The 10,161-nt window shown below is 63.7% G+C and carries 7 protein-coding genes and 1 pseudogene; 6 read left to right on the plus strand and 2 right to left on the minus strand.

What is annotated here, in order from left to right; translation table 11 throughout:
- The 4 genes and pseudogenes from EN990_RS15480 to EN990_RS15495 all read left to right on the plus strand — a co-directional run.
- Nucleotides 1-449 (plus strand): annotated as a pseudogene (locus EN990_RS15480) (DUF4167 domain-containing protein); the annotation flags it as partial.
- A 219-nt stretch (nt 450-668) separates the two neighbouring features.
- Entirely contained in the window at nt 669-3,275 is a 2,607-nt protein-coding gene (gene clpB / locus EN990_RS15485) for an ATP-dependent chaperone ClpB (RefSeq protein WP_013529464.1), read from the plus strand.
- Between the two features lie 59 nt (nt 3,276-3,334).
- Entirely contained in the window at nt 3,335-3,700 is a 366-nt protein-coding gene (locus tag EN990_RS15490; RefSeq protein WP_013529465.1) for an MmcQ/YjbR family DNA-binding protein, read from the plus strand.
- 150 nt (nt 3,701-3,850) lie between these two features.
- Entirely contained in the window at nt 3,851-5,356 is a 1,506-nt protein-coding gene (locus tag EN990_RS15495; RefSeq protein ID WP_013529466.1) for a L,D-transpeptidase family protein, read from the plus strand.
- On the opposite strand, the gene EN990_RS15500 is transcribed toward EN990_RS15495, so the two are convergent.
- Nucleotides 5,330-5,962: a TMEM175 family protein gene (locus tag EN990_RS15500; protein WP_127368055.1), complete on the minus strand. Its 633-nt coding sequence runs from the start codon at nt 5,960-5,962 to the stop codon at nt 5,330-5,332. The genes EN990_RS15495 and EN990_RS15500 overlap by 27 nt on opposite strands.
- Nucleotides 5,963-6,113: 151 nt before the next feature.
- On the opposite strand from EN990_RS15500, the gene EN990_RS15505 reads away from it, so the two are divergent.
- Entirely contained in the window at nt 6,114-7,673 is a 1,560-nt protein-coding gene (locus EN990_RS15505) for an MFS transporter (RefSeq protein ID WP_127368056.1), read from the plus strand.
- 6 nt (nt 7,674-7,679) lie between these two features.
- Here EN990_RS15505 and EN990_RS15510 read toward each other — a convergent pair whose 3' ends face one another.
- A complete protein-coding gene (locus EN990_RS15510; RefSeq protein WP_027163525.1) occupies nt 7,680-9,647 on the minus strand; it encodes a M23 family metallopeptidase in 1,968 nt (655 codons plus the stop codon).
- Nucleotides 9,648-9,891: 244 nt separating this feature from the next.
- On the opposite strand from EN990_RS15510, the gene EN990_RS35795 reads away from it, so the two are divergent.
- Nucleotides 9,892-10,161: hypothetical protein (locus EN990_RS35795; protein ID WP_127388324.1), on the plus strand; the 270-nt coding region annotated here is incomplete at its 3' end.

A 10,161-nucleotide genomic window follows, 5' to 3' on the forward strand; every position in this document is an offset into this window, starting at 1 on the left:
CCCGCGATAACAATGGCGGGCGCAACAATGGCGGCCGCGACAACAATGGCGGGCGCCATCGTGATCGCCGCCCCAATGGCGGCTATGGCCAGAACGGCCAGCGCGACTTTTCATCGTCCGCCGAGCAAGGTGGTCAGCCCCAGGGCAACGAGATCCCGGTCCAGGGCGAAGCCGTTTCGCCGACCGAATCTGTGGCGCCGGCCGAACCGGCTCCGTCGTTCGAGAACCTTTCCCCGGCAGGTCTTGCCGCCCAGGCCGAACTCAACGAGGCGGCCGCCGAAAGCGGTGCTGCCCGTCGTCCGCGTCGTCCGCGCCGCCCGCGCGTCAACGCCGATCAGGTTGATGGCGGTAGTGACAATGCCAGTTCCGGGACCGACGCCGGCGAGGTGGCTGCGGCCCCGGCCGACAGCGGCAACGCCCAACCGGTCAATGTCGATATCGATAACTGACCCAACGGCATTTCAAGGCATTGAGCGGCGGAGAGAAATCTCCGCCGTTTTCGTTTGGGCGGCCGTGCAATATTATGTGGTTGCCGATATCGGGACGTCTTGAGGGTTCAGCGCCTGTGCACCATATCAGCCTCAACTGGACCCGGCTCGAATGAGCGGGTCCGTCACCGCAATCGGATCCGGTGCCGCAAAGCGGGCCGGTGATGGAAGGAGACAGATATGAACCTTGAGAAATACTCAGAGCGCGTGCGCGGCTTTATCCAGTCCGCGCAGACCATGGCGCTTTCCCGCAACCACCAGCAATTCACCCCTGAACATATCCTGAAAGTGCTCGTCGACGACGACGAGGGCTTGGCCGCGTCGCTGATCGAACGCGCCGGCGGCAACGTCCGCGACGTCAAGCTTGGCGTCGAGACGGCGCTCGAAGCGATGCCCAAGGTCGAGGGCGGCAATGGCCAGCTCTATCTGGCCCAGCCGCTGGCGAAAGTGTTTTCGACCGCCGAGGAACTGGCCAAGAAAGCCGGTGACAGTTTTGTCACGGTCGAGCGGCTCTTGCAGGCGCTCGCCATGGAAAAGTCGGCCAAGACCGCCGACATATTGGCCAAGGCCGGCGTCACCGCGCAGGCGCTCAACCAGGTCATCAACGATGTCCGCAAGGGCCGCACCGCCGATTCGGCGAGTGCCGAACAGGGCTACGACGCGCTGAAGAAATACGCGCGCGACCTGACTGCGGATGCCCGTGCCGGCAAGCTGGACCCCGTGATCGGCCGTGACGACGAGATCCGCCGCACCATCCAGGTGCTGTCGCGCCGCACCAAGAACAATCCGGTGCTGATCGGCGAACCCGGCGTCGGCAAGACGGCGATCGCCGAAGGCCTGGCACTGCGCATCGTCAATGGCGACGTACCGGAATCGCTGAAGGACAAGCAGCTGATGGCGCTCGACATGGGCGCGCTGATTGCCGGCGCCAAATATCGCGGCGAGTTCGAGGAGCGGCTGAAGGCCGTGCTCTCCGAAGTCACCTCGGCCAGCGGCAACATCATCCTGTTCATCGACGAGATGCACACGCTGGTCGGCGCCGGCAAGGCGGATGGCGCCATGGATGCGTCCAACCTGCTGAAGCCGGCGCTGGCGCGCGGCGAGCTGCACTGCGTCGGCGCCACCACGCTCGACGAGTATCGCAAGCATGTCGAGAAGGATGCAGCCCTTGCCCGGCGCTTCCAGCCGGTTTTCGTCGACGAGCCGACGGTGGAAGACACCGTTTCGATCCTGCGCGGCCTGAAGGAGAAATACGAGCAGCACCACAAGGTGCGCATTTCGGATTCAGCGCTGGTGGCGGCGGCGACGCTGTCCAACCGCTACATCGCCGATCGCTTCCTGCCGGACAAGGCGATCGACCTGGTCGACGAAGCCGCATCGCGGCTGCGCATGCAGGTCGATTCCAAGCCTGAGGCGCTGGACGAGATCGATCGCCGCATCATGCAGCTCAAGATCGAGCGCGAGGCGCTGAAGGTCGAGACGGACGATGCTTCGAAGGACCGGCTCGCCCGCCTGGAAAAGGAACTCGTCGGCCTTGAGGAGGAATCGACCGAGATCACCGCCAAGTGGCAGGCCGAGAAGCAGAAGCTCGGGCTCGCCGCCGACCTGAAGAAGCAGCTCGACGAGGCGCGCAACGACCTTGCCATTGCCCAGCGCAAGGGTGAATTCCAGCGCGCCGGCGAGCTTGCCTATGGCAAGATTCCGGAACTGGAAAAGAAGCTGAAGGAGGCCGAGGCCCAGGACGGCAAAGCCGGCATGGTCGAAGAGGTGGTTACCCCCGACCACGTCGCCCATATCGTCTCGCGCTGGACCGGCATTCCGGTCGACAAGATGCTGCAGGGCGAGCGCGACAAGCTGCTGCGCATGGAAGACGAGATCGGCAAGCGCGTCGTTGGCCAGGGCGAGGCGGTGCAAGCTGTGTCGAAAGCGGTGCGCCGCGCCCGCGCGGGCCTGCAGGATCCGAACCGGCCGATCGGCTCGTTCATGTTCCTCGGACCGACGGGTGTCGGCAAGACCGAGTTGACCAAGGCGCTGGCGAGCTTTCTGTTCGACGACGAGAGCGCCATGGTGCGCATCGATATGTCGGAGTTCATGGAAAAGCACTCGGTCGCCCGGCTGATCGGCGCGCCTCCCGGCTATGTCGGCTATGAGGAAGGCGGCGCGCTGACCGAAGCGGTGCGGCGCCGGCCCTATCAGGTCGTGCTGTTCGACGAGATCGAGAAGGCGCATCCGGATGTGTTCAACGTGCTTTTGCAGGTGCTCGACGACGGCCGCCTGACCGACGGCCAGGGCCGCACGGTCGACTTCCGCAACACGCTGATCATCATGACGTCGAACCTCGGCGCCGAATATCTCGTCAACCTCACCGAGGACCAGGATGTCGATCTGGTGCGCGACGAGGTGATGAACGTCGTCAGGGCATCGTTCCGGCCGGAGTTCCTCAACCGCGTCGACGAGGTGATCCTGTTCCACCGGCTGCGCCGGCAGGATATGGGCCGCATCGTCGAGATCCAGCTCAAGCGGCTCGAGAGCCTGCTTGTCGACCGCAAGATCACGCTATCGCTGGACCAGGAGGCGGTGGATTGGCTGGCGGCCAAGGGCTACGACCCGGCCTATGGCGCGCGGCCGCTGAAGCGGGTGATGCAGAAGGAATTGCAGGACCCACTGGCGGAGAAGATCCTGCTCGGCGACATCCTCGACGGCTCGACCGTCAAGGTGACAGCCGGTTCCGACCGGCTGAATTTCCGCTCCAAACCGACGATCGTCGCGGCGGAAGCGGCAGCCTGATCCCGCGCCACGCGTCCTTCCTGGACGCGCGGCGTTTTTATATAAAACGTGGGGTGGGGATGACACTGGACGACTACAACAGCTTCTGCGACTCGCTGCCTTCGACGACCCATGTCGTCCAGTGGGGTGGCGCCCATGTTTGGAAGGTGGGGGCCAAGGTCTTCGCGATCGGCGGCTGGGACGATGGCCAGCAGCTCTTCGTCACCTTCAAATGTTCCGATATCGCCTATGATGTGCTCAAGGAACAGCCGGGGCTACGGCCCGCACCCTATCTTGCCTCGCGCGGCATGACATGGATCCAGCGTCGGACAAGCCAGAGCATGGATGATGCCGCGCTGAAGGACTATCTGCGCGAGAGCCATCGCCTTGTCGCCCTGAAGCTTACCAGGCAGGCGCGCAAGGAATTGGGACTTGCCGAAAGCTAGCCTATATTCCTTGAGGCGCCGGAAAACCGCCATCTTCATGCCCGGTTCATGTTGGAACCATAGGATGGTGTAACTGGTTTGCTGGCGAAGGGGTTCGCCAGAAGACAATGCCGGCGGCGGCAAATTTACGGACCGGAGAATTTGGCCACCATGTTCCGCACGATCTTTGCCCTCTCGGCGCTAGCCGCCGGGCTTGTGTCTTCCGGGGCGTTCGCCGCGCCGACGACGGACAATGCGCCAAGGGTTGTCCGCGCTGCCGATACCGGGGGCATCCTTGTCGCCCAGGACGGTAATCTCGACATCTACTACGACGCCAGGGGCAACCGCGTGATCGTCGATGCCGATACCGGCAAGGTCATCGCCATCCAGCCGCCGCAGACCCGGCTCGACCGCCGCGCCTTGCGCCGCGAGACACGACTGCGCGAACTGGGCCGCGCCCCCGAAGGCGACGACCGCTACTATCTCGACGATCCGGAAGACATGGCGCGGTTCCGGCGCAAGCAGTTGGAAGAGGAAGGCCGCGTTATCCCGCCGCCGGCAGATGAGTACGATCCCTATGGGGACAATTCCGCCGAAGCCTACCCGCCGGCGCCGCAGGACGATGGCAATTACGACGACAATTATCCCGACGCGCCGCAGCCGGCTAAGCCGGGTACAATCAAGCGCCAGCCGCTGAACGAGGCCGCGATAGACCCTGCCCAGCCGACGACACCCGCCGATCAGGCGGCTCTGCCGCCAAAGGCCGGCGACAAGACCACCGTTGCCCCGGCACTTTCGCTGGGAGCGCGCCAGGATGTCGCCGCCCTTCAGGTGCTGCTCGACCGGGGTGGCGCTTCGCCTGGCGTCATCGACGGGCGTTTCGGTTCGAATGTCGACAAGGCGCTCGCCGCCTACAACCAGATCACCGGCGCCAATCTGCGATCGACCGACGCGGTCGCCATCCAAGCGGCACTTGCGCAATCCGGCGGCGATGCCTTCGCCAACTACACGATTACAGCGGAGGACGCGGCCGGTCCCTATGTCGCGTCGATCCCGGAAGACTACAGCCAGAAGGCGCAACTCGACCGCATGGGTTATACGTCGGTGACCGAGGCGCTCGCGGAGCGCTTTCACATGGACGAGAATTATCTCAAGGCGCTCAACCCGGAGGTCGATTTCAATCGTCCCGGCACGATCATCAAGGTCGCCAATTTCGGCAGGCTGGTTTCGACGCCGGTGGCGCGTATCGTCGCCGACAAGGACAAGAAAGAGGTTTTCGCCTATGACGCCGGCGGCAAACTGGTCGCCGCCTATCCCGCAACCATCGGCTCGTCGGATACGCCGTCACCGTCCGGCATACACACGGTGTCGCGCGTGGCGCTCGATCCGAACTACACCTACAATCCCAGCATCAATTTCAAGCAGGGTCAAAACGACAAGGTCCTGACCATTCCGCCGGGCCCGAACGGTCCCGTCGGTTCGGTCTGGATCGCCCTGGATAAGCCGACCTACGGCATCCACGGCACGCCCGATCCGTCGAAGATCGGCAAGACCGAGAGCCATGGCTGCGTACGCCTGACCAACTGGGATGCGCGGGAGCTGGCCAAATTGGTTTCGCCGGGCGTGACGGTGGAGTTTGTCGGCGGGCCCTCAGCCGATAACCTTGCGCAGCAGTGAACCGCGAAGCGCGGCGGCATAGACCAACTGCACGATCAGGATGAAGCCGACGCTGAGCGAGGGACTGACAAGCGAGAGTGCGGCACCGGCCGCCCACAGGATCTGTGCCTTGATGATGCGCAGATAGACCGTGCGTTTGGTTTCCGCATCGACATCCTCTGCTACGAAGCCGCTTTTCTCCGCATAACGCCAGCTCGCGAACAGCGTGACGCCGAGCGCCAGCAGATTGAGCCAGTAGACCAGCACCGCGGTTCTGAACTCGAGGAAGTCGGCCAGAAGGTCGGTCGAGAAGGGCAGCAAGGCGATGAAGGCGAGAAAGCAAAGGTTCAGCGTGGCAAGCCGTCGATCGGATTTGGCGATCAGACCATGCTGCGCCTGCTGGCCAAACCAGAAGATGGTCAGCGTCAGGAAGCTCAAGGCGTAGGTCAGGAAACGCGGCGCCAGGTCGGCGATCGCGGCGAGCAGCTCGCGTTCGGAATGGATCGCCTCGTGCGCCGGCACCCTGATTTCGAGAACGATCAGGGTGAGCGCGATGGCGAATACGCCGTCGGTGATCCCGACGATACGGCCGCGTCCCTCAGCCGATGCTTCAAGTGGCCGCTTCATCGATGTTTCCCCCTCGGCACCTTCCGGAAACCTAGCATGGTTGCCGCCATTTGCACCTGACAGGGTGCGACCCTGGCCAAACGGCTGGTTTCAGCGACAGCAAGCCACTGGCTGGTTGTTGCCGGTGCGCCAGGGGTTTAAGCAAGGTTTCATGCATTCACCAAGTGAAGCCGCCGCCGTCCCGCTGACCAATCCGGTCACGAATGGAACGTTTTGTCCGCAGTCGCGGCGACGATTTGTGCTGGTCGCGGCAATTCTGGCCTCGGCGCTTGGCTTCATAGACGGCTCCATCCTGGCCATCGCTACACCAGCGATCCGCGTCAATCTCGGCGCAAGCCTTGCCGAGGCGCAGTGGATTTCCAATGCCTATGCGTTGACGCTCTCGGCGCTGATCCTGGCCGGGGGCGCTGCCGGCGACCGATTCGGTCTGCGCCGCGCCTTCGTGGCCGGCATCGCGCTGTTCATCCTCGCTTCGCTTGCCTGTGCGCTGGCGCCGAATGCAATTGTGCTGATCGCATTTCGCGCGTTGCAGGGCATCGGTGCGGCAATCATGGTGCCTGGCAGCCTCGCCATCATCGCCAAGGCCTACCCGAAGAAAGAACGCGGCCGTGCTATCGGCATCTGGGCGGCGGCTTCGGCGCTGACCACGGCACTTGGCCCGGTGTTCGGCGGCTTCGTGCTGTCGGCCTTCGGTGACGGCATCTGGCGGGCGATCTTCGCCATCAACCTGCCGCTGGGCTTGATTTCGATCTGGCTTCTGCTGGCCAAGGTTCCGGCCGATGCGCCGACGGAGAAACGCAGCCTGGATCTCGGCGGTGCAGCGCTCGCGACATTGGCTTTCGGTGCGCTTGCCTATGGGCTGACCTCGATGAGCGCCAGCGGCGAGGGCCTCATGGCAGGGCCGAGCATTGCCGCCGGCGTCGTATTGCTGGCTGTCTTCATCGTCTTCGAGCTTCGTCAGCGCGAGCCGATGATCGACCTCAGCCTGTTTCGCGTCGGTGCTTTCGCCGGCGCCAATGTGGCGACGTTCTTCCTCTATTTTGCGCTGTCGGCCAACCTTTTCTATCTGCCAATGCTGCTGATCGCCGGCTGGGGGCTGAGCACGGCCGAGGTCGGCTTCATCTTCCTGCCCTTGTCGGCATCGATCGCGCTTTTGTCGGGACCTGTCGGCAAGCTGTCGGACCGGATCGGACCGCGTTTTCCGATCGCCTGCGGCAGCCTGGTCGTGGCTTTTGCGTTTGCCGGGCTGGCCTTGCTCACCTACGCCGGCATCCACAATTTCTGGACGGGAACATTCCCGCTGATGGGGCTGATGGGGCTCGGCATGGCTCTGGTCGTGTCGCCCTTGTCGACCGCGATCATGACGGCGGTGGAGGACAAGGACACGGGGGCGGCCTCCGGCATCAACAATGCCGTCTCACGCATCGGCGGTCTGATCGCGGTGGCGGCGATGGGCTCGCTTGCCGCGTGGGTCTACGCGAATGCACTGGACGCGAGCGCAACCTCCGGCATCCCGGGATTTGGTGAACCGGCGCCAGCCGGGCTTGCCCCGGCCATCGATGCGACAAGGCTCGCCGCCAGCGACGCCGCGTTTGCCGCGGTTTCTTCGGTGACCGCGCTGCTTTGCCTGCTTGCGGCTGTCATCGCCTGGACGACCATTCCCGGTGATCGATTGCCATGGCCGCGAAAGGCCGAAGATACGCCAGGCTGAAGCCGATCAACCATCGATCTTGGCGCTCGCAACCTTCAGCGAATCGCTGTCTTCCTGCTTCAACAGTTCGTCGATGCGTTCGCGTTCGCGCTTGAAGGCGACGAGGTCATCGCCCTTCAGCACCTTGCCGACCGGCAGGCGGACACGCATCGGATCGACCTTGGTGCCGTTGACGATCAGCTCGTAGTGAAGATGCGGGCCGGTGGCGAGGCCGGTTTGGCCGAGGAAGCCGATGGTCTGGCCCTGGCGGACGTGCACGCCCGGTTCGATGCCTTTGGCAAAGGCGCTCTGGTGATTGTATGAGGTTTCGTAGCCATTGGCGTGGCGGATGATGATCTGCTTGCCGTAACCGCCGGCCCAGCCGACCTTCTCGACCGTGCCGTTGCCGGCGGCGATGATCGGCGTGCCGATGGGGGCTGCCCAGTCGACGCCGGTGTGCATGCGGACATAGCCGAGGATCGGATGCCTGCGGGCGCCGAACCCGGAGCGGAATTTCCCGGCGGGCAGGGGATTGCGCAACAGGAACTGCTCGGCACTCGAACCGTCCTCATCGAAATAGTCGGTGCCGCCGTCCTGCATCTGGAAGCGGTAGAAGTTGCGGGTCTGGCCGCCGAACGTCGCCGAGACGTAGAGAAGCTCGGAGCTGTCCGAGGTCTGATCGTCGCCGTCGGGCTGCGAGAACAGGACTTCGATGCGGTCGGCGGGGCTGAGGCGAGACTGGAAGTCGACGTCGGACGCCAGCAGCTTGATCAACCGCTGCGTCATCGCCTTGGACATGCCGTAGGAGTAGGCGGCGCGGTAGATGCCGTCATAGACGTTGGGCAGGTTGCCGCGCACCACCACCGGCGCCGACGAATCATCGAAGGCCGTCAGCAATTCGGGGTTCGGATCCGGTTCCTGCGCCGGCACATACTGGCCGCGATCGTTGAGCGCGATGGTGACGATGTGCTGGGTCCGGTCGTAGACGCTGGTGCGCACGACCTTGGCGGCATCGCCGTGAACCTCGAGGCCGACGCGTAGCACGGTTCCAGCCTTGAGCGCCGTCGCATTGAGCAACTTGGCTATGGCTTCGGCCATTCCGGTGGCGTCTTCCCCTGTGTAGCCCGAATCAGCAAAAGCCTCGGTGACGTCGAGATCCTTGGTGAAGGGGATGATTTCCTCGGCGAAAGCCGGCGCCTGGTCGTCAACGGTGGCTCGCGGCGCCACCGAGACGTTTTCCGGCACGATCTTGACGTCGTAGGAGCCGGCCATGCTCTCGGCAAAGGCTTCGCCGAATCGCTGCGGATCGACATAGTGGAGCGAAGCGACCTGCACGGCGCCGTCGCTGAGGTCGGTGCCGGCCTCGCGCACCACTTTTTCCACCTCGTCGGCGGAGAGGTCGCTCTTTTCGTCGAAGGAAGCCGTGTCGATCGGAAAATCGACGGTCTTCAGGCTCATCTCGCTTTCGACCTTGGCGCCGTAGATCTGGCCGGAAGCGGCCGAGGCCGTCGCCGGCTGGGCATTGTCGTCGCCGTCGTCGCCGAACACTTGCATCGGGTCGAAGGGGGGGTAGGCGCGGCTGGTGGTGTGGCCGGCGGCAAGGGCCATCTTGATCTGCACGAAAGGCATGGTGTGGATGACGTCGCGGTCGCCGACCTTGGTGACCATCGACACTTCCATGCGGCGGCGGTCCTTGGCCTTTGCGATCTGACGTGGCGCCACCAGCCTGGTCGTCTTGGCGACTTCGCCGGAATCTCCGTTGCCGGCAAGGCTGATCAACTCGGCGATCTCGGGTGGGGTGGCCAGCTGCTGGCGGCCGTCAAGAGCGGCGAACAGCGCCACGCCCATCAACACGCTCGAGGTCACGCCAGTGAGAAATGTTCCCGACAGCCAGCGTGCAGAAACCTCTCGCCGGTCGGGCGGGCCGCTGCGGCCATCCGCGATCAGCGGCGGCTCATTGCCGAGTTCGGCTATGACATCTTCCGTGTCTGGCATCCAGAAAGGCTGCTTCTTCCCCGGGCGGAACGGCTTGTCGCTTTTGTTGTGGCCGTGACATTTGCCTGTCATGGCAGGTGAAGTCAACGAAGCGCCAGGCTCCGACCGAATTGCCCCCAGGCACTTCTCCTATAGAGCACTCTACCAGGCGGGGCGGTGTACCTTCTCCGCAAGGCCCATCGCACACTCCTATATAGGAGGGCTCCTAAGAGAGGCGCTGCTCGATCGGCGGCGCCCACATTCGATGGCTTTGGTGTCGAACGGCAATGCGGCGGCAATAGGGCTCCTTCCTGGCCGTGCCACGCATGTTGCCAGCGTTCCCCTGGGGCAGTTGGCTGTCGACAGATCGGGTCCGAAATTTCTGTCGCAAAAAGTTCAAAAACATTCTCGATGTGTGTTGACAGTTGTCGTTGGTGGCGACTATATACGCCTCACGAACGAGGGCGGCTCGCCGCTGGCGACGAAGAAGTTTGCTTCTAAGCCTGCCCTTAGCGAAATTCAAGAGAGCCGCGTA

The organism is Mesorhizobium sp. M7A.F.Ca.US.005.03.1.1 (genome assembly GCF_003997975.1).
Classification (GTDB): Bacteria; Pseudomonadota; Alphaproteobacteria; order Rhizobiales; family Rhizobiaceae; genus Mesorhizobium; species Mesorhizobium ciceri.